We start from the raw sequence: 19541 nt of genomic DNA, 5'->3' as shown, positions 1-19541 counted from the left end.
CCGTCCCGATCACTCCGGCGAGTGGAAACTCAGGCTGTAATTGACGGCCCTCGGACCCGGGTCGAGGATGTCCAGCGAGATGTGGATGGGCGTCTGCGGGGGCATGTCCACCTGGCCGGCGAGCTCCCCGGCGAGGTATTCGCCGGGCTTGAAACGCCGGCTGGCGATGAGCTGGCCGTTGATGTCGGCAAAGCGCAGCTCGAGCATGGGGAAGGGCTGCGAGAAGGGCGCTCGGTTGTAGAGGATCGCGTCGACCACCAGCGCGCCGCTGAAATCGGGATGGCTGCGTACCACCAGGTTGCTGCTGCGGACCTGGGCGATGTCGACCTTGGCCGGCACCTCGCAACCCAGGGTCGGGCAGACCCATTCGAACCAGGGGCGATACCGATCCTGTCGCGCCAGTTCGTCAAAGTTATAGGTGGCGTACTGGGCGCCGAGGGCGAGCAGCGCAAGGAGCGTCAGCGCGCCCCAGCCGAGCCTGCTGCCCCAGGGGCTCTTGGGCTTCTGCCACTCCAGCTCCAGGGGTTCGTCGTCGAGATCGAACAGCCCCTCCCGGTCCGGTTCCGGATCGGCCTCATGCTTGGGGTTGTCGCCGGCGCGCCTGGACTTGCGGCGTTTCGGTGCGGGCTCCTCGGTCGCCAGGGCGGTCGGCGTTGCCGCCGCCTCGGCGGTGGGCTCCTCTGCCGCCGCGGTCCGCAAGGGCTGGGTCGAGGTCGTCAGTGGCGTCGGAGGGAGCGGTTCGTCGGCGGTGACCGGGGCAAAGCTCACCTCGCGCTGCGGGGCGGGCGACGGGGTGGCGGCGGGCGGAGTCGATTCGTCACGCAGCAGCTGCTCCGCCCAGGCCTCGTCGAGTGCGTCCTGTTCGCCCTGGTTCGGGCGCGTGAACGCGCCGGTGGTGGCGCGCTGCTCCAGCTCCATGAACTCGCGCGACAGCTGCAGTTCCTGTTGCTCGAGCTTGGCCAGCTCCTCGTCCAGGTCCAGGTGGTCGAGGTCCAGGTCGTCGTGAATCCACAGCGTATCCTGGTCGGCCTTGGGTTTGAGCGGGGCGGGCGGTGGAGGCGGGGCGGGCATCGCCCGGACGTTCTGGTTCACCAGCAGCTGGCGCGCGGCATTGAACACTTCCAGGCAGGCACCACAGCGGACCACCCCTTGCGCCGCGCCGAGCTGGGCGCGGCTGACGCGAAAGCTGGTGCGGCAATGGGGGCACTGGGTGACGAAGCTGCTCATGCGGTGGTCCGGCCAAAAACAGCCGCTAGTCTAGCGCATGCCCGCCGGCAGTCGGCAAGCGGCCGCCCGGCCCCCACATCCGGCAGCGGCCGGTTCCCGCTCAACGGCGTACGCCGCTGATGCGCACCCAGCCGTCCTTGATCGCGGTCGGGTCGAGTTCGAACGCCTGCGCGTAGGCTGCTCGGACGTCCTCGGCCTGCTCGGCGAGGATGCCCGACAGCGCGAGACGGCCGCTCGGGCGCACGCGTTCGGTGATCTGTCCGGCGAGGGCCACCAACGGCCCGGCGAGGATGTTGGCCACCACGACGTCGGCCTGGCCTGCGGGCAACTGCTCCGGCAGGAACAGCTCGAAGCGTTCGGCGGCGATGCGGTTGCGCTCGGCGTTGTCGCGCGAGGCTTCGAGCGCCTGCGGGTCGATGTCGGTGCCGACCGCGTGCTCGGCGCCGAGCAGCAGCGCGGCAATGGCGAGAATGCCCGAGCCGCATCCGAAGTCGAGCACGGTTGTGCCGGCCAGGTCCTGCGCGTCCAGCCATTCCAGGCACAGCGCGGTGGTCGGGTGGGTGCCGGTGCCGAAGGCGAGTCCCGGGTCGAGCAGCAGGTTCACGGCCTCGGGTTCCGGCGCGTCGTGCCAGCTGGGCACGATCCACAGCCGTCGACCGAAGCGCATGGGCTGGAAGTTGTCCATCCAGCTGCGTTCCCAGTCCTGGTCCTCGATCCGCTCGAGCTGGTGCTCCGGAAGGGTGCCGCCGGTGAGCAGCTGCAGGTGGGCCAGCAGCGCATCGGCATCGACGTCGGCCTCGAACAGGGCGAGCAGGTGGGTGTGAGTCCACAGCGGCGTGGTGCCCAGGTCCGGCTCGAAGATCGGCTGGTCCTCGGCATCCATGAAGGTTACCGATACGGCGCCGACCCCGAGCAGGGCGTCTTCGAGCGGCTCGGCCTGCTCAGGGCTGATGGCGATGCGCAATTGCAACCAGGGCATGGGGCGTCCTCTGCGGAGGCACCCTGCAAGCCCAGGGTGCGGAAAAGAAAAAGGAGCGGCAGGGCCGCTCCTTGTCAGGTGCACATGATAGCGCGTGGCGCTCAGTGCTTATCCATTCCCAGTTTCTTTTCCAGGTAGTGGATGTTAACGCCGCCCTTGCAGAAGCCGGGATCACGGACCAGATCGCGGTGCAGCGGCACGTTGGTCTTGATGCCGTCGACGACGATCTCGTCCAGCGCGTTGCGCATGCGCTGCATCGCTTCCTCGCGGGTCGCCCCGTAGGTGATCAGCTTGCCGATCAGCGAGTCGTAGTTCGGCGGTACCGTGTAACCGCTGTACAGATGCGAGTCGACGCGTACGCCGTTGCCGCCCGGTGCATGGAAGTGCTTGACCTTGCCGGGGCTCGGCAGGAAGGTCGACGGGTCTTCGGCGTTGATCCGGCATTCCACCGAGTGGCCGCGGATCACCACGTCGCTCTGCTTGACCGAGAGTTTGTCGCCGCCGGCGATGCGCAGCATCTCCTTGACGATGTCGACGCCGGTCACCATTTCGGTGACGGGGTGCTCGACCTGGACGCGGGTGTTCATCTCGATGAAATAGAAGTGGCCGTCTTCGTAGAGGAACTCGAAGGTGCCGGCACCGCGATAGCCGATCTCGATACAAGCGTCGACGCAGCGCTTGAGCACTTCGGCGCGGGCCTTCTCGTCGATGAAGGGGGCGGGCGCTTCCTCGATGACCTTCTGGTGGCGGCGCTGCAGCGAGCAGTCGCGGTCGCCGAGGTGGATCGCATTGCCCTGTCCGTCGGACAGCACCTGCACTTCCACGTGGCGCGGATTGCCGAGGAACTTCTCCAGGTAGACCATCGGGTTGCCGAACGCGGCACCGGCTTCGGTGCGGGTCAGCTTGGCCGACTTGATCAGGTCTTCCTCGTGGTGCACCACGCGCATGCCGCGACCACCGCCGCCGCCTGCCGCCTTGATGATGACCGGGTAGCCGACCTCGCGTGCGATCGCCAGGGCCGTTTCCTCGTCTTCCGGCAGCGGGCCGTCGGAACCGGGAACGGTCGGCACGCCGGCTTTCTTCATCGCATCCTTGGCCGAGACCTTGTCGCCCATCAGGCGGATGGTGTCGGCTTTCGGGCCGACGAAGACGAAGCCGGATTTCTCGACCTGCTCGGCGAAGTCGGCGTTCTCGGCGAGAAAGCCGTAGCCCGGATGGATCGCGGTCGCGCCGGTCACTTCCGCCGCTGCGATGATCGCCGGGATGTGCAGGTACGAGTTGGTCGCAAGGGCCGGGCCGATGCACACCGACTCGTCGGCCAGTGCCAGGTGCATGAGTTCACGGTCAGCGGTGGAGTGGACCGCGACCGTCTTGATGCCCAGCTCCTTGCATGCGCGCAGGATTCGCAGGGCGATCTCGCCACGGTTGGCGATCAGTACTTTTTCCAGCATCGCAGGCTCTCCGCGGTTCAAACGATGGTGAACAGCGGCTGGTCGTATTCGACCGGCTGACCATTCTCCGCAAGGATCGATTCGATGGTGCCGCTGGTTTCAGCTTCGATGTGGTTCATCATCTTCATGGCTTCGACGATGCAGAGAATGTCGCCTTTCTTGACGGTCTGGCCGACTTCGACGAAGTTCGCCGAGGTTGGCGAGGCGGCGCGGTAGAAGGTGCCGACCATGGGCGAACGCACCACGGTGCCGTTGAGCTGAGGGGCTGCAGCCGGAGCTTCGGCGGAGGCGGCGGGCGCAGCGGCGACCGGGGCCGGTGCGGGGGCCGGTGCGTACATCGGCTGCGACATCATCGGCTGCTTGCTGTGGCGGCTGATGCGCACCGATTCTTCACCTTCGTGGATCTCGAGCTCGTCGATGCCCGACTCTTCCAGCAGCTCGATCAGTTTTTTGACTTTGCGAATATCCATGAAGCAATGACTCCGGTGAGTTCAAAGGTTAGCAATCGCTTCCCGGGCGTCGCGATGCGCGTTGCGCGTCGCGCTCGTCTCTAGGAGGCGGCGAGTTGTTCCAGGGCAGCCTCCAGGGCGAGCCGATAACCGCTGGCGCCGAGGCCGCAGATCACCCCTACCGCCACGTCGGAAAAGTAGGAGTGATGACGGAAAGGTTCACGCTTGTGCACGTTGGACAGGTGCACTTCGATGAATGGGATGCTCACCGCCAGCAATGCGTCACGTAACGCCACGCTTGTATGTGTGAAGGCGGCCGGATTAATGAGAATGAAGTCCACGCCTTCGCCACGCGCCGCGTGGATGCGCTCGATTAGTTCGTACTCGGCGTTGGACTGCAGGTGCAGCAGGTGATGGCCCTGGTCGCGTGCGCGCTGCTCCAGATCCTGATTGATCTGGGCCAGGGTCACGGCGCCATATACGCCGGGCTCGCGGGTGCCGAGCATGTTCAGGTTGGGGCCGTGGAGGACCAGGATGGTGGCCATGGGGGTTCCTTGTTGTTCTGCTCGCGGGCCATGCGCAAGGGGCTGGCCAGTGAAGGGCAAAACTATGCCCGAACCCGGCGCTGACTGTCCAGTCGCTTACTGGATCGAAGTAAATGGCAGCAATATGTCTGGAGATTGGCGCAATGATCTATCGGGCGGCATCGACCACGGTCAAGCGTTCGGCAAATGCCGGCGCGTTGATCTCGCCGACGACGCGCGATCGCTCGAGTTCGCGGCCCCGGCCATCGAAAAACAGGATGGCCGGCGGCCCGAACAGCCGGTAACGATCCAGCAGGCGGCGCTGTTCGGCGTTGCTTTCGGTGATGTCGAAGCGCAGCAGGCGATAGTCGGCCAGGCGCGGCGCGATCTGCGGATCGGCGAACACCTCGCGCTCGATCACTTTGCAGCTGATGCACCAGTCGGCATACCAGTCGAGGATCACCGCCTGGCCTGCGGCGCTGGCCGCCGCCAGCTGGGCGTCGAGTTCGGCCGGGGTGGACAGGGTATGCCAGCCTTCGGCCGCGGATGCGGGCTGGCCGGTCTGGACCAGCCCCGCGCGGTGCAGTGGTCGGGTCGGGTCGCTGGCGCCCTGCAGCGCACCGACCCAGGCGGCCAGCGCGTATACCAGCAACGCGAGCCCGAGCAGTTGGGCGAGCTTCGCGCGCGGGCTCTTGACGGTGAACTCCAGGGCGCCGAGAAACAGCGCGCTACCGGCGGCGAGCAGGCCCCAGAGGGCAAGCGCAACCGGACCGGGCAGCACGCGCTCGAGCATCCACACCGAGACGCCCAGCAGCAGGACGCCGAAGGTGTTGCGCACCGCGATCATCCAGGCGCCGCTCTTGGGCAGCAGGGCTCCGCCGCCGGTAGCGAATACCACCAGCGGCGTGCCCATGCCCAGGCCCAGCGCGAGCAGCTGGACGCCGCCGCCCAGCGCATCGCCGCTGGCGCTGATGTACAGCAGCGCACCGGCCAGCGGGGCGGAGACGCAGGGCGACACCAGGAGGCTCGAGACCGCGCCCAGCATGGCGGCGCCGGTAAACGAGCCGCCGCGGGCGTTGCCGGCCAGGCGGTCGAGCGGGCCGGCGAGGGCTTGCGGCAGGCGCAGTTCGAACAGGCCGAACATGGCCATCGCGAAAGCGACGAAGAACAGGGCGAAGGGCACCAGCACCCAGGGCGATTGCAGACGAGCCTGCAGATTGAGCTCAGCGCCGAACACGCCCATCAGCGCGCCCAGGATGGCGAAGCCGCTGGCCATGGTGAGCACGTAGGTCAGGGCGAGCAGGAAGCTGCGCATTCCGCCGATCTTGCCGCGCAACACCAGGCCGGAAAGGATCGGCAGCATCGGCAGTACGCAGGGGGTGAACGTCAGGCCGACGCCGGCGAGGAAGAACAGCGCCACCGAGCGCCAGCTCAGACCCGCCGCACCGCTGGCATCCGTCCCGTCGCGGGCGGCCTGTGCGCCATTGCCGAGGCTGAGCGTCTCGGTCTCGGGGGGATAGCACAGGCCCTTGTCGGCGCAGCCCTGGTAGCCGACCTGCAGCGTGAACGGGCTGTCCTGGGGGTTGCTGATCGGCAGCTGCACGTCGAGCACGCCGTAATAGACCTCCACGTCGCCGAAGTACTCGTCGGTCTTGTGTACGCCCCCCGGCAGGACCGGATCCCCCAGGGTCACGCCTTCGGTCGAGGTCGCGAAGCTGAGCCTGTGCCGGTACAGGTAATAGCCGTCGGCGGCGACGAAGCGCAGGGTCACCTGCTCAGGGGCGGCTTCCACCAGCGTGAGCCGGAAGGCTTCGCGAACGGGCAGGAAGTCGGCGCTGTTGTTCAGGCCGCCCAGGGTCGGGCTCGGACGGCTGTCGAACAGCCCGGCGCTGGCGGGCAGCGCGATGATCAGGAGCAGCAGACTCAGCAGGCGTCGCATGGCGGCCTCGTTTCGGATGATCCGCCCATGATACCCGCCCGTTGCGTCCGCTGCCCGGGGTTAACCGTCACAGGGGGTATCGTGCAGCCAGATGCCGCCGTCTTCCTCGGTGCTCGGGACGGCGGTGAGGCTTTCGCCGGCGCAGGGGCCGGCCACGCACTCGCCGGACTCGATCAGAAACAGCGCGCCGTGGGTCGCGCACTGGATCAGGCTGCCGCTGTCGTCGAGGAAGCGGTCGGCTTCCCACTCCAGCGGGATGCCACGGTGCGGGCAGCGGTTGAGGTAGACGTGGACCCGGCCGTCGCGGCGCACCGCCAGCAGCCGGTCACCCTGCAAGACGAAGCCCCGGCTCTGGCCTTCCGGCAGCGCGGTCGTGGCGCATAGTCGTATCATCGGGTCCTCCGGGCGTTGGCCCGGCATTATCCGCCGATGCCTGCGTTTGCCAAGGGCTGCCCCCGAGGCCTTTCGGCACGATATCGAAGGGTCGAAGGCTGCGTTCCGCTGGCGGTCGAACCGAAGAGGAGGGTCAGGATGCGTCTGCTGTGCTGCTGGATCATCATCATGCTGGGTGGCTGCAAGACGCTGGCGCCACTGCCCGACTGGCAGGGCAGCGAAGGGCGCGACCACCCCGAGGTCGGCACGATCCTCGACCTGCGCAGCGGCGAGCGGCTGCAGCCGGACGAGCTGGTGGCCCGGTTGTCGCGCGCCGACCGGCTGCTGATCGGCGAGCGCCACGACAATCCCGACCACCATGCGTTGCAGGTGTGGTTGCTGCAGGCCCTGGGGCAGGTCCGCATGCCTGGCAGTCTGCTGCTGGAGATGTTCAACCCCGACCAGCAGGCGCGGGTAAGCCAGGTCCAGGCCGAGTTCCGGCGTGGCGAGCCGGTGGACCTGCCCTCGGCGCTGGGCTGGCAGGACGGCTGGGACTGGACGCTTTACGGGCCGTTGGTCCTCCATACCCTTGAGCAGCCCTACCCGTTGCTGGCCGCCAACCTGGACCGCGAGGAGATCGTCGCGCTCTATCGCAGCGGGGCGGCGCTCGAGGGGCAGGCCTCCACCGCCGAGGCGCCACGGCGGATGCTGCTGGCACAGATCGCCGAGTCGCACTGCGGCATGCTGCCCGAATCGCAGCTGCCCGCGATGCTGGCGGTGCAGCAGCACCGCGACCGACGCATGGCCGAGCGGCTGCTCGAGGCGCCGAGCCCGGCGGTGCTGATCGCCGGTGCCTTCCATGTGCGCCGCGACCTGGGCGTTCCGCTGCATCTGGACGACTTGCAGGCCCGGGGTGAAACCCGGGTGCTGATACTGGCGGAGCCGGGGGAGCCGATCGGTGCGCGGCAGGCGGATTTCGTCTGGTTTACGCCGGCGCCGCCGGCGCAGGACCATTGCGCATCCTTTCGGAAAGACTGAGCGCCAGGTTTTTGCGGTGAAACGAAAAAGCCAGGGCACCTGCCCTGGCTTTTTCGTACCGTGCCGGTCAGCCGCGATGGCGGCCGCGGAAGTAGTCGACCAGACCCTGGGTCGAGGCGTCTTCGGCCGGAGGGGAGTCGTAGCCGGTCAGGCGGTTGTAGACCGCCTTGCCCAGCTCCTTGCCGAGTTCCACGCCCCACTGGTCGAATGAGTTGATGCCCCAGATCACGCCCTGGACGAAGACCTTGTGCTCGTACAGGGCGATCAGCGCGCCCAATCGTCCGGGGCTGATGGTTTCCATCACCACCGTGTTGCTGGGGCGATTGCCCGGGATCACCTTGTGCGGCGCCAGGCGCTGCACTTCGGCTTCGTCCAGGCCCTTGGCGCGCAGCTCGGCTTCCGCCTCGGCGCGGCTCTTGCCGAGCATCAGCGCCTGGCTCTGGGACAGGCAGTTGGCATACAGCCATTCGTGGTGATCGGCGACCGGGTTGTGGCTGACGACCGGGACGATGAAGTCCGCCGGGATCAGCGGGGTGCCCTGGTGCAGCAGCTGGTGATAGGCGTGCTGGCCGTTCGCGCCGACGCCGCCCCAGATCACCGGGCCGGTACCGCAGGATACCGGCGTGCCGTCCTGGCGCACGCTCTTGCCGTTGGACTCCATGTCCATCTGCTGAAGGTGCTTGACGAAGTTGCGCAGGTAGTGGTCGTACGGCAGGAACGCGTAGCTCTGCGCGCCCCAGAAGTTGTGATACCAGACTCCGAGCATCGCCAGCAGCACCGGCATGTTGCGCTCGAACGGCTCGTTCTGGAAATGGCAGTCCATGCTGTAGGCGCCGGAAAGCAGGTCCTTGAAGTTGGACATGCCGATGGCCAGCGCGATGGGCAGGCCGATGGCCGACCAGAGCGAGTAGCGGCCGCCGACCCAGTCCCACATGGGGAAGATGTTCTTTTCGCGGATGCCGAAGTCGATCGCCGCCTGCTTGTTGCTCGTCACGGCGATGAAATGGCGATAGAGCTTTTCCTCGGTGCCGCCCTTGCCCAGATACCAGGTGCGCGCGGCCTGGGCATTCTTCAGGGTTTCGAGGGTGCCGAAGGTCTTGCTGGAGATGATGAACAGGGTGGTCTCGACGTTCAGCTTGGCGGTCACTTCGCGGAACTCGCTGCCGTCGATGTTGGCCAGGTAATGGGTGCGCACGCCATGCTGGGTGAACGGCAGCAGCGCTTCGGACACCAGCTGCGGGCCGAGGAAGGAGCCGCCGATGCCGATGTTCACCACGTCGGTGATGGTCTTGTCGCTGAAGCCGCGCCAGAGGTTGTTGTGGATGCGGCTGACGATGTCGGTCATCTGCGCCAGCGCCGTGTGGACGTCGCGCATGATGTTCTGCCCGTTCACCATCACGCTTTCGCCCATGGGGCGACGCAGCGCGGTATGGAGGACCGGGCGCTGTTCCGACGCGTTGACGGGCTCGCCGGACATCATCGCCCGTGTGGCCTGCTCGACGCCCGCTTCGCGTGCCAGGTTGAACAGCAGGTTCAGGGTCTCGGGCGTGACCAGGTTCTTCGAATAGTCGAGGAACAGGCCGCAGGCCGATACGGACATGGACTCGAAACGCCTGGGATCGCTGGCGAAGGCCTCGCGCATGCTGAAGTCCTGCATGGCCAGGCGGTGATCGCCCAGGGCTTTCCAGGACGACAGCTCAGTGACATCAAGGGGATTCTGGTAATGCGTCATGGTAGTGCGGCTTCCTTTGCATGACAGACCGTTGATCATGGGCTCCTGGCGACACCGTGCTGGCGCCGCCGCATTTCGGCCTGGTGTGTGCTGGCACGCCAGGCACTCTTCCTGAATGCGTCAGGCGCGAACCGCTCCGGCACTGCCGGAGCGGCGAAGGGCGCATCCTGCACCCGGAGAGACTGCTCTCAGACATGCAAAAAGCCCGGTACGTTCCGGCGCGCTGCAAACTCTGCGGGCACCGCGCTTGCCGCGCGTCCCGGGCTCGAATGAAAAAAGCCCGGAACGTCGGGACGGTCCGGGCTTGGTACTCATCGGTCGGCGGCCGTTCAGGCCACCTGTACCGGAATGGCGTTGCTGGTGTGGCTGAGGTCGCCGTCCGCCCCGATATAGAGGACGTGAGGCTTGAAATTGGCCAGCTCGGCTTCGCTGTAATGCGCATAGGCGCAGATGATCAGGCGATGCCCGACGCCGGCCTTGTGAGCGGCGGCCCCGTTGACCGAAATGATCTTCGAGCCTTCCTCTCCGCGAATCGCGTAGGTGGTGAAGCGCTCGCCGTTGTCGACGTTGTAGATCTGGATCTGCTCGTATTCGCGAATCCCGGCCAGGTCCAGCCAGTCCCCGTCGATGGCGCAAGAGCCTTCGTAATCGAGCACGGAGTGGGTAACCACGGCGCGGTGCAGTTTGGCCTTGAGCATGATGGCGTGCATGTCGGTTCCTCCGTGGGGCAGGGCGGCGCAGAGTGTGCCCGAAGCCCCGGTGGTGTTCAAGGTTGCGGGCGGGTCAGCAAGGGCGCCGCTCGACCACCAGGTTGTCGAGCAGGCGGGTCTTGCCGAGATGGGCCGCCACCACCAGCACCAGGCGGGCGGAGCCGGGCTGCGCGGCGCCGAGGGTATCGGCGTCGCGTATCTCCAGGTAGTCGGGGCGCAGCCCTGCGGCTTGCAGCTCGCCCAGGCCCCGAGCGATCAGTGCCGCGAAATCCTGTTGGCCGGATTCGATCGACTGGCCGAGCCCCTGCAACGTCCGGTAGATGGCCGGGGCGGTGGCGCGCTCCTGCTCGGTCAGGTAACCGTTGCGCGAAGACAGGGCCAGGCCGTCCTCGGCGCGGGCGGTGGGCTGGCCGATGATCTGCACGGGAATGTCGAGGTCGCGCACCATCGCGCGGATCACCGCCAACTGCTGGTAGTCCTTCTGGCCGAACACCGCGACGTCCGGCTGCACCATGTTGAACAGCTTGCTCACCACGGTCGAGACACCATCGAAGTGGCCCGGTCGGCTGGCGCCACAGAGCCCTTCGGACACGGCCGGCACGCTGACGACCGTCTGCAGCGTCATGCCGCGGGGGTACATCTCGTCGACGGACGGAGCGAACAGCAGGTCGCAGCCGGCCTCTTCGAGCTTTTCCTGGTCCGCCGCGAGGGTGCGCGGGTAGGTGGTCAGGTCTTCGTTGGGGCCGAACTGCAGCGGGTTGACGAAGACGCTCGCGACCACGAATCCGCACTGCTGGCGGGCGCGCTCGATCAGGGAAATGTGGCCGGCATGGAGGTTGCCCATGGTCGGCACGAAACCGATCGACGCCCCGTTGCGCCGGGCCTCGCCGACCGCCTGGCGCAGCTCGGCTACGCTATGCACTGTCTTCATGCGGAAAACCCATGTTCGGCCGCGGGAAATTCGACGGCCTTGACGGCCTTGACGTAGCCGGCGATGGCCGAGGCCACGTCGCCGTGCTCCTGCATGAAGTTCTTGACGAACTTGGGCGAGCGGCCGGTCAGCGACAGGCCGAGCATGTCGTGCAGCACCAGCACCTGGCCGTCGGTGGCGCTGCCGGCGCCGATGCCGATCACCGGAATGGCGACCGCCTGGGTGATGCGGGCAGCGAGTTCGCTGGGGACGCATTCGAGCAGCAGCATGGCCGCGCCGGCCTGTTCCAGCGCCTTGGCGTCCGCCAGCAGCTTCTGCGCCTGGGCATCCTGGCGCCCCTGCACCTTGTAGCCACCGAACAGGTTGACCGCCTGGGGCGTGAGGCCCAGGTGGGCGCAGACCGGAATGCCGCGCTCGGCCAGCAGGCTGATGGATTCGGCCAGCCAGGCGGCACCTTCGAGCTTGATCATGTGCGCGCCGGCCTGCATCAGCACGGCGGAATTGTTCAGCGTCTGTTCGGTGGTGGCGTTGGCCATGAACGGCAGGTCGGCGACGATCATCGCCCCGCGATTGCCTCGTTTGACGCAGGCGGTGTGGTAGGCCATCTCCGCGACGGTCACGGGCAGGGTGCTGTCGTGGCCCTGCAGGACCATGCCCAGGGAGTCGCCGATCAACAGCATTTCCACGCCCGCCTCGCTGGCGGTCTTGGCGAAGATGGCGTCGTAGCAGGTGAGCATGGCGATCTTCTCGCCTTTCTGCTTGAGCCCTTGCAGCGTGGTCAGGGTTACGTCTGGCATGGCGCCGTCCTCTGTGGACCCTTGGTCAGGGATCGAAAGTTGGCATCTGCTGCGTCACAGTGCAGGCTCGGGCGTTACGCCCCAAGACGATGCGTTACCGGGAGGGCGCTTATAGTCCCGATGGGAACGGGTGAAGTCAATCGCGACTGTTACTTGACTGTTACCGGGGCTCGTCCGTGGGGATCGCAGGCTCCTGATCGAGCCGGTCGAGGCCGGCGAAGGGGCATTCGGCAAGCAGTTGCGCGAGGCTTCGGCCGTCGGCCAGGCGCAGGTCGGCCGGGGCGACATCGGCCAGCGGGTAGAGCACGAAGGCGCGTGCGTGCAGGTGATAGTGCGGGACCTGCAGCCGCGGTTCCGCGATCAGCCGGTCGCCGAACAGGAGAATGTCCAGGTCCAGGGTGCGCGGCCCCCAGCGCTCGGCCTTGCGCTCGCGGCCCTGGGTCAGCTCGATGCGCTGCAGGGCATCGAGCAGGTCCAGCGGTTCCAGCGCGGTCGCCAGCGCCGCGACCGCATTGACGTAGCGCGGCTGATCGGGCGGACCGAGCGGGTCGCTGGCATAGAAAGGCGAGACGGCCAGCAGGGTCGACTGCTCCAGCGCGGCGATCGCCTGCACGGCCTCGCGCAGCTGGCGTTCGGGCTCGGCGAGGTTGCTGCCCAGGCCGATGTAGACCCTTTCCATCTCAGTCGGCCGCAGCCGGGGCGTCGGAGGCCGGCCCGCGGCGCTTGCGTCCGCTGCGGCGACGTTTGCGCGGGGCGCCGCTGCCATCGTCCTTGCTGCTGAGGTCACGGATCATGCTGCGACGTTCGCTGTCGCTGGCTTCCTGGTAGTCGGTCCACCAGTCGCCGAGGCCGTCGGTCTCCTCGCCGGCGCTTTCACGCAGCAGCAGGAAATCGTAGCCGGCCCGGAAGCGCGGGTTTTCCAGCAGCTGGTCGGCGCGGCGGCCATGGCGACGCGGCAGGCGCTCCTGCATGTCCCAGATTTCGCGGATAGGGATGGAGAACCGCTTGGGGATGGCGATGCGCTGGCATTGCTCCCAGATGATGTCGTGGGCCGCTTCCTGCATCGCCGGGATCGGCGGCATCCCGCGCTCCTGCAGTTCGAGCACGCGCGCCGGCAGTGCGGGCCAGAGCAGCGCGGCGAACAGGAACGCCGGGGTGACCGGCTTGCCCTGGCGGACGCGCAGGTCGGTGTTGGCCAGTGCCTGACGGATCAGGGTGCCGGTGTATTCGGGGTTGTGCTCCAGAGCTTCGGCGCTGGCCGGGAACAGCGGGGCGAACAGGTCGTATTCGAGCAGCAGTTCGAAGGTGCGCTCGGCGCGTCCGTTGAGGAAGAGCTTCAGCACTTCCTCGAACAGGCGGGCAGAGGGGATGTCGCGCAGCAGTGGTGCCAGCTGGCGAATCGGCGCGGCGCTGTGCTTCTCGATCTCGAAATCCAGCTTGGCGGCGAAACGCACGGCGCGAAGCATACGCACCGCATCTTCCTGGTAGCGCTGCGTGGGGTCGCCGATCAGTCGGATCAGGCGGTTGCGGATGTCGTGCACACCGTGGGTGTGATCGAGGATGCGCTCGGTGGACGGGTCGTAGTACAGGGCGTTGATGGTGAAGTCGCGGCGCTGCGCGTCGTCCTCGAGGGTGCCGTAGATGTTGTCCCGCAGGATGCGGCCGCTTTCGTGGCGCGAGGCCTGCTGGCCGGCGTCGGCATCCTCGTCCGGCTCCGGATGATTGGCGCGGAAGGTGGCGACCTCGATGATCTCACGGCCGAAATGCACGTGTACGAGCTTGAAGCGACGACCGATGACCCGCGCGTTGCGGAACTCCGCGCGAACCTGCTCGGGCGTCGCGCTGGTGGCCACGTCGTAGTCCTTCGGTTCGAGTTCCAGCAGCAGATCACGCACGCAACCGCCCACCACATAGGCCTCGTAGCCGGCGTGCTGGAGCCGTTCGACGACGCTCACGGCATAGCGGCTGATTTCGTTGCGTTTGAGGGAATGTTGCCGGCTGGTCAGTATTTCGGGCGTCCGGCGAGGGTGCGGGAAACGGCGCGAGGGTAAACGAAATGACTGGAACAGCTTTTTCAGCATGGGGGAGCACTGTGTGACGAAATGGCGGATCGGCCAGCGGACGGGGTCACGGCCGGAATGGATGGATGGTGAACGAAGCGAGGTGAGGTGTCAAAGCGAGGGGAGGGCGCAAAGCACTGGGGGGAGCCGAAGCTCCCCCCTAATGTGGTACGTGCTTTTTTATTATTGGTTTTACGGACGTGTTGTTTTTATTGGTCGTCCGTCCCGGTGCGTCACCAGGAAGCTCCCCATCCGGGAGCCAATAGCAAACGGATTGCTTTGGTCGCTGATATTGCCGTCATCCAACCAGTTCGGGCGCTGCCTGGGGGCAGTTTTATTGTTCTCGGTCTGGTCGTGGGGCAAGCCCCGCCGGCAAGTCGACTCCAAAAGAATCAGTTAGCTGCGTCTCTGCCTTCTTGTTGTTGTTCTGCTAGAGCCGTTACGTCTTATTCTTATTTGAGGACTGCTTGTTATTGTTGTTATGCAGGAGATATAGCAGGTGCCGTGCCAGCTTTTGTAAATCCTTTTAAATCAATGGGTTGAGGCGAGCGTGCGCGGCGCTGCCATAAAAAAACCGGGTTCCTCGTTACCGATGAACCCGGTTTTCTGTTACGTGATCGTGTCGAGGTAACACCGCTTCGCAATCGATCAGCCGGCGGCCGCGCTCGATTTGCGACGTGGGATTCCGAGGCGCTGGCGCCGTTCCCACAGGCACTTGCGGCTGATGCCGAGCTTGCGCGCCAGCTCGGTCTCGGTCATGTGATCCTGATGCTCGAGTACGAAGTGCTGGAAATAGTCTTCCAGCGAAAGGTCTTCCGTCGGTTCGTGGCTGTTGCCGAGGGGGGCGCTGGGCGTGGCGAGGCTGCTGTCGTCGAAGTCGTCCTCCAGGCCGTCGAGCTCGATGTCGATGCCCAGCAGGTCGGCGCCGATTTCCGGGCTCTCGCAGAGGATGGCGGCGCGCTCGATGGCGTTCTCCAGTTCCCGGACGTTGCCTGGCCAGGCGTAATGACGGATGGCCTGCTCGGCGTCGCGGCCGAAGCGCAGCTCCCGGTCCATTCGCTGGCATTGCCGAGCCAGGAAGGCTTCGGCGATTTCCAGGACGTCCCCGTCGCGCTCGCGCAGGGGCGGGAGCTTGAGCGCGATCACGTGCAGCCGGTAATAGAGGTCCTCGCGGAACTGCCCGGTCTTGGCCAGGCTTTTGAGGTCCCGGTGGGTGGCGGCGATCAGGCGGACATCCACCTTCTGGGAATGAACTGAGCCGACGCGTCGTATCTCGCCCTCCTGGAGCACGCGCAGCAGGCGCGCCTGGGCTTCCAGGGGCAGCTCGCCGATCTCGTCGAGGAACAGCGTGCCGCCGTCGGCGGCTTCCACGAGGCCGGCACGGCCGGCGCTGGCACCGGTGAAGGCGCCTTTCTCGTGGCCGAACAGTTCGGATTCGATCAGCGTTTCCGGGATCGCGGCGCAATTGACCGAGACCATGGTGGCTTTGGCGCGCCGGGACAGGTTGTGCAGCGCCCGCGCGACCAGCTCCTTGCCGGTGCCAGATTCGCCCTGGATCAGTACGTTCGAATCGGTCGGCGCGACCTTGCGGATCTTGCTGTAGAGGTCGAGCATCGGCGAGCAGCGGCCGATGATGCCGATTTCCCCGTTGGCGGGCGCGGCGCCGCTCGCGCCGCCTGCCTCCCGCGCGGGGGCCGCGGCGGCCGACTCCTGGCGGTCACGCAGGATGCGCGCGACGGTCTGCAGCATTTCGTCGTGGTCGAACGGCTTGGCGATGTAGTCGACGGCGCCCATCTTCATCGAATCGACCGCCGAGCGCAGGCTGGCATAGCTGGTCATGATCAGCACGGGCGTGCCTTCGGCATGCCTGATCAGCTCGGTGCCTGGTGCGCCGGGCAGTCGCAGGTCGCTGACGATCAGGTCGAAACCAGGGATGTTGAAGCGCTCCTGGGCTTCCTGCACGGAGCCGGCTTCGCTGACCTCGTACTGGTTGCGCTCGAGCAGCCTGCGCAGCGCGGAGCGAATGATGGTTTCGTCTTCGACGATAAGAATATGTGGCATCAAAACTCTCTCGACGTCTTTGCGGCGAGCCGGCCTGAAACACGGTCCGCCGCCTCATCAGATTAAGCGATTGTCGCCTCGACATACCGTGGCAGAGTCACCCTGATTCGGGTGCCGCGCTGAGTCTGCGGATCGGCCGGGCTGTCGATATTTATCTGGCCATAATGCTCTTCCACGATGGAATAGACCAGTGAAAGCCCCAAGCCGGTGCCTTCTCCGGGGTCCTTCGTGGTGAAGAACGGCTCGAACAGACGGTCCTGGATGGCCTTGGGAATCCCGCTGCCTTCGTCTTCGACGATCAGGTAGACGGTCTGTTCCGAGGCTTCGCTGCGCACCCGGATGGCCCCTCCCTGCGGGGAGGCGTCGCGGGCATTGGAGAGCAGGTTGATCAGTACCTGGGCGAGGCGCTGCGGGTCGCCCTCGGCCAGGTGGTCGGGGTCGCAGAGGTTGTAGTACTGCACCTCGGTCTGGCGTCGGTTGAGCGACAGCAGGCCGATGGCGTCGCGCGTCACCTCGGCCAGACTGACCGGGTAGAGCTGCTGCTGGCGCCCGCCGGCATGGGCGAAGCTCATCAGCGACTGGACGATGCGCGAGACGCGCTTGGTCTGCTCGATGATCTGGTTGCTGGTCTCGACGATTTCGCCGTCCGTTTCGCGCTCCTCGCGCAGGTTCTGCGCCAGGCAGGCGATGCCGGTGATCGGGTTGCCGATTTCGTGCGCCACGCCAGCGGCCAGGCGACCGATGCTGGCCAGGCGTTCGGAGTGGACCAGCCGGTCTTCCAGCACCTGGGTTTCGGTCAGGTCCTCGACCAGCAGGACCAGGCCGCTGTTGCCCGGTGCCAGCGGCTCGTCGATGGCCGCCTTGTGCAGGTTGAGCCAGCGGCTGCTGCTGTCGAGCGGCAGCTTCTGCTTGTGCAGGTGTTCCTCGGGCTGGCGGATGAAACCGAGCAGCAGGCTTTTCCAGGGATCGGCGATGGTCGACAGGCGCGAGCCCACCACCTGCAGCGCGGGGATACCGGTGAGTTCCTCCATGGCCCGGTTCCACATCAGGATCTCTTCGTCCTTGGCCAGGGAGCAGACCCCCATCGGCAGCTCCTGCAGGGTCTGACGATGGTAGCGGCGCAGGGCGTCGAGCTCGGCCGCAAGGCCGGTCAGGCGCGAGTGGTAGTCCTCCAGCCGGTTCTCGATGAAGTGGATGTCTTCGGTGACGTAGGCCTCGGTGCCGTGCTTGTAGGCCAGGAAGTTCTCGACGATGTCCTGGGCGACGCTCGGCCCCATCAGGCCGGACAGGTTGGCCTCGATCCGGTCGCGCAGGCGGCGCAGGGCGTAGGGGCGATGCTCGTCGAACGGCAGTTGCAGGTCATGGAGGGCCTGTTCCACCTCGCGCTGGGCGGTCTTGGCGCCCAGCGGCTTGGCCAGCTGCGCGGCGAATTCCTGCGGGGAGGCGGCCATCAGCTCGCGGCGCTGCGGGCGACGGACGTTTTCCACCGCGCAGGCTTCGGCGGCGCTCTTTTCCTCGGGGCTGGCCTCGGTGAACAGCGAGACGAGGGAGAAGGCCAGCACGTTGACCGCAAGCGAGGCGATGGCCGCCAGGTGCCAGCTGGTGTCGTCGAGCACGTAGACCACGTTGAACAGCGGGATGTAGAAGCCGTCGAGGTTGCCCACCAGCGGCAGCAGCATGGTCACCACCCACACGCCGATGCCGGCCAGCAGGCCGCAGATGTAGCCGCGCCGGTTGGCGGTCGGCCAGTAGAGCACCGAGAGCACGCCGGGCAGGAACTGCAGCGTGGCGACGAAGGCGACGATGCCCAGGTTCGACAGGTCCTGTTCGGCGCCCAGGAGCAGGTAGAAACCGTAGCCGGCCATGATGATGGCGAAGATCAGCCCGCGCCGGGTCCACTTCAGCCAGCGGTAGATGTTGCCTTCGGTCGGCGGCTGGTAGAGCGGCAGCACCAGGTGGTTGAGGGCCATGCCGGAGAGCGCCAGGGTGCTGACGATGATCAGCCCGCTGGAGGCGGACAGCCCGCCGATGAAGGCGATCAGCGCAAGGGTCTCGTTGCCCAGGGTGATGCCCAGGCCGAGCGTGAAGTATTCCGGATTGGTAGTCACGCCGAGCTTGAGGCCGGCCCAGAGGATCAGCGGCACCGCCAGGCTCATCAGCAACAGGTACAGCGGCAACCCCCAGCTGGCGCTGACCATGGCGCGCGGGTTGAGGTTCTCGGTGAAGGTCATGTGGTACATGTGCGGCATGACGATCGCCGAGGCGAAGAACACCAGCAGCAGGGTCCGCCACGGGCCTTCCTGCAGCGGCGTGTGCAGGGCGGCCAGCGCCGACTGGTTCTGCAGCAGCCAGGTTTCCAGCTCACCGAAGCCGCCAAAGACCGAATAGAGCGCATAGAGGCCGATGGCGCTGAAGGTGACCAGCTTGACCACCGATTCGAAGGCGATGGCGAACACCAGCCCCTCGTGCTTTTCCCGGGTGGCGATATGGCGGGCGCCGAACAGGATGGTGAAGAGCATGATCAGCACGCAGTAACCCAGGGCCACCCGCTCCTGCAGGGGTTCCAGGGTCATGATGCCGATGGCGTCGGCCACCGCCTGGATCTGCAGGGCCAGCAGCGGCAGCATGCCGACCAGCATGAACAGCGTGGTCAGCGCGCCGCTCCAGGTGCTGCGAAAGCGAAAGGCGAAGAGGTCGGCGAGCGAAGCCAGCTGGTAGGTGCGGGTGATCCGCAGGATCGGATAGAGCAGCACCGGCGCCAGCAGGAAGGCGCCGCAGACGCCGAGGTAGGACGCGAGGAAGCCGTAGCCGTACTGGTAGGCCAGGCCGACCGTGCCATAGAAGGCCCAGGCACTGGCGTACACGCCGAGCGAGAGGGTATAGACCAGCGGATGGCGGATGATCCAGCGTGGAATCTTTCCGCGTTCGCTGACCCAGGCGACGCCGAACAGCACGAACAGGTAGACCGCGCTGATCAGGATCAGGTAGCTCAGGTTAAAGCTCGTCAGCATCGCGTTGGCTCTGCAGGATGAAGGTCACCACGATCAGGATCAGCCACAGCAGGTAGGGGCGATACCAGGCCTCGTTGGGGTCGATCCACCAGTCCATGATCGCCGGCGAGAACAGATAGATCCCCACGACCAGAAGCAGTACCAGTCGGTAGATGTACATGGCGGGTCTCGGGATTGAAGTGCAGGGATGGTAGAAGCGGCAGGCCGCGAGCCGCAAGCTGCAAGTAAGGGCGGCAGGCAACCTCGGGTCGCGGACCGTC

At 66.3% G+C, this 19541-nt stretch carries 17 protein-coding genes; 1 reads left to right on the top strand and 16 read right to left on the bottom strand.

The features are described 5' to 3' along the window. Window positions 1-9: 9 nt before the first annotated feature. The 7 genes from DN824_RS05285 to DN824_RS05255 form a co-directional block, all read right to left on the bottom strand. Window positions 10-1227 (bottom strand): DUF3426 domain-containing protein, encoded by a 1218-nt coding sequence (locus DN824_RS05285; RefSeq protein WP_138407302.1) that lies wholly within the window; start codon window positions 1225-1227, stop codon window positions 10-12. Window positions 1228-1327: 100 nt separating this feature from the next. Further along, window positions 1328-2206, bottom strand: a complete 879-nt coding sequence (gene prmA, locus DN824_RS05280; RefSeq protein WP_138407301.1) for a 50S ribosomal protein L11 methyltransferase — start codon at window positions 2204-2206, stop codon at window positions 1328-1330. 101 nt (window positions 2207-2307) lie between these two features. Continuing rightward, window positions 2308-3657, bottom strand: coding sequence for an acetyl-CoA carboxylase biotin carboxylase subunit (gene accC / locus DN824_RS05275; RefSeq protein ID WP_138407300.1), 1350 nt, complete (start codon window positions 3655-3657; stop codon window positions 2308-2310). 17 nt (window positions 3658-3674) lie between these two features. Further along, window positions 3675-4127, bottom strand: coding sequence for an acetyl-CoA carboxylase biotin carboxyl carrier protein (accB, locus tag DN824_RS05270; RefSeq protein WP_138407299.1), 453 nt, complete (start codon window positions 4125-4127; stop codon window positions 3675-3677). 80 nt (window positions 4128-4207) lie between these two features. After that, window positions 4208-4651 carry a type II 3-dehydroquinate dehydratase gene (gene aroQ / locus DN824_RS05265; RefSeq protein ID WP_138407298.1) on the bottom strand — a complete coding sequence of 148 codons (444 nt, stop codon included), beginning with the start codon at window positions 4649-4651 and terminating at the stop codon, window positions 4208-4210. Between the two features lie 148 nt (window positions 4652-4799). Further along, entirely contained in the window at window positions 4800-6569 is a 1770-nt protein-coding gene (locus DN824_RS05260; protein WP_138407297.1) for a protein-disulfide reductase DsbD, read from the bottom strand. Window positions 6570-6629: 60 nt separating this feature from the next. Next, window positions 6630-6962: a Rieske (2Fe-2S) protein gene (locus DN824_RS05255; protein WP_138407296.1), complete on the bottom strand. Its 333-nt coding sequence runs from the start codon at window positions 6960-6962 to the stop codon at window positions 6630-6632. A 138-nt stretch (window positions 6963-7100) separates the two neighbouring features. Here DN824_RS05255 and DN824_RS05250 point away from each other — a divergent pair, with 138 nt between their 5' ends. Next, window positions 7101-7979 (top strand): ChaN family lipoprotein, encoded by an 879-nt coding sequence (locus DN824_RS05250; protein ID WP_138407295.1) that lies wholly within the window; start codon window positions 7101-7103, stop codon window positions 7977-7979. 67 nt (window positions 7980-8046) lie between these two features. On the opposite strand, the gene pgi is transcribed toward DN824_RS05250, so the two are convergent. The 9 genes from pgi to DN824_RS05200 form a co-directional block, all read right to left on the bottom strand. Further along, window positions 8047-9711 carry a glucose-6-phosphate isomerase gene (pgi, locus tag DN824_RS05245; RefSeq protein ID WP_138407294.1) on the bottom strand — a complete coding sequence of 555 codons (1665 nt, stop codon included), beginning with the start codon at window positions 9709-9711 and terminating at the stop codon, window positions 8047-8049. 329 nt (window positions 9712-10040) lie between these two features. Then, the gene (gene panD / locus DN824_RS05240) at window positions 10041-10421 is read right to left on the bottom strand and encodes an aspartate 1-decarboxylase (protein ID WP_138407293.1); all 381 of its coding nucleotides are present in this window, start codon (window positions 10419-10421) and stop codon (window positions 10041-10043) included. A 73-nt stretch (window positions 10422-10494) separates the two neighbouring features. Beyond that, window positions 10495-11352 (bottom strand): pantoate--beta-alanine ligase, encoded by an 858-nt coding sequence (gene panC / locus DN824_RS05235; RefSeq protein ID WP_138407292.1) that lies wholly within the window; start codon window positions 11350-11352, stop codon window positions 10495-10497. Further along, window positions 11349-12149, bottom strand: coding sequence for a 3-methyl-2-oxobutanoate hydroxymethyltransferase (gene panB / locus DN824_RS05230; protein ID WP_138407291.1), 801 nt, complete (start codon window positions 12147-12149; stop codon window positions 11349-11351). Before panB ends, panC begins: the two co-directional genes overlap by 4 nt. 160 nt (window positions 12150-12309) lie before the next feature. Further along, window positions 12310-12828 carry a 2-amino-4-hydroxy-6-hydroxymethyldihydropteridine diphosphokinase gene (gene folK, locus DN824_RS05225; protein WP_138407290.1) on the bottom strand — a complete coding sequence of 173 codons (519 nt, stop codon included), beginning with the start codon at window positions 12826-12828 and terminating at the stop codon, window positions 12310-12312. A gap of 1 nt (window position 12829) precedes the next feature. Next, a complete protein-coding gene (locus tag DN824_RS05220) occupies window positions 12830-14230 on the bottom strand; it encodes a polynucleotide adenylyltransferase PcnB (RefSeq protein ID WP_138407289.1) in 1401 nt (466 codons plus the stop codon). A gap of 627 nt (window positions 14231-14857) precedes the next feature. Beyond that, window positions 14858-16270 (bottom strand): sigma-54-dependent transcriptional regulator, encoded by a 1413-nt coding sequence (locus tag DN824_RS05210; protein WP_138407287.1) that lies wholly within the window; start codon window positions 16268-16270, stop codon window positions 14858-14860. A 62-nt stretch (window positions 16271-16332) separates the two neighbouring features. Continuing rightward, window positions 16333-19281, bottom strand: coding sequence for a sensor histidine kinase (locus DN824_RS05205; RefSeq protein ID WP_138407286.1), 2949 nt, complete (start codon window positions 19279-19281; stop codon window positions 16333-16335). Then, window positions 19265-19441 (bottom strand): hypothetical protein, encoded by a 177-nt coding sequence (locus DN824_RS05200; protein ID WP_138407285.1) that lies wholly within the window; start codon window positions 19439-19441, stop codon window positions 19265-19267. Before DN824_RS05200 ends, DN824_RS05205 begins: the two co-directional genes overlap by 17 nt. Between the last annotated feature and the right edge of the window lie 100 nt (window positions 19442-19541).

The organism is Stutzerimonas nosocomialis (assembly GCF_005876855.1).
In the GTDB taxonomy this organism is placed as follows: Bacteria; Pseudomonadota; Gammaproteobacteria; order Pseudomonadales; family Pseudomonadaceae; genus Stutzerimonas; species Stutzerimonas nosocomialis.
This window is presented reverse-complemented; position numbering and strand designations above follow the sequence as displayed.